This is a genomic window from Liquorilactobacillus sicerae, from assembly GCF_029916425.1.
GTDB classification, from domain to species: Bacteria; Bacillota; Bacilli; order Lactobacillales; family Lactobacillaceae; genus Liquorilactobacillus; species Liquorilactobacillus sicerae.
Genome location: NZ_JAHAVQ010000218.1, coordinates 1 through 459 on the forward strand (window position 1 = coordinate 1; position 459 = coordinate 459).

1 protein-coding gene and 1 pseudogene are annotated in these 459 nt (G+C 36.2%); both read right to left on the reverse strand.

Annotated elements, in window-relative coordinates:
• On the reverse strand, positions 1 to 117 hold a 117-nt coding region (locus KH893_RS12085; protein WP_281166315.1), incomplete at its 3' end, for a DegV family protein.
• Between the two features lie 176 nt (positions 118 to 293).
• Positions 294 to 459: pseudogene (locus tag KH893_RS12090) on the reverse strand (phosphogluconate dehydrogenase (NAD(+)-dependent, decarboxylating)); the annotation flags it as partial.

Sequence of the window (459 nt, forward strand, 5' to 3'; positions counted from 1 at the left end):
ATGATAAATAGTTTCTCCAAAAATGATCGGATTGTCAATAACATAAATATGATGCTTTTTTAATTGGTCCTTAGGAATATAGCTCGAACTATCAACGATAATGGCAATTTTTCTCATCTAAAACAACTCCGTCCTGGTAATCACCGCGTCATGCGGTACTGGGTTGATTTAAAACCAGTCAATCCATATTTTATCTTACTATAGGAAAGTTTTAACAAGGATCGAAAATTATTGGAAAATAAAAAGACAGTTCATATGGAAATCAATTGTTGAACTGCCTAGTTGTATTTAATTTAATTATCGCATTTGTCAACGGCATGAACACCAAATTCATGACGGAGTGCTGCAACAACCTTACCGGTAAAAGTGTCATCCTGCATCGAACGATAACGCATCATTAGTGAAAGAGCAATGACGGGTGTTGGAATGCGCATATTCATTGCCTCTTCAAGTGTCCAC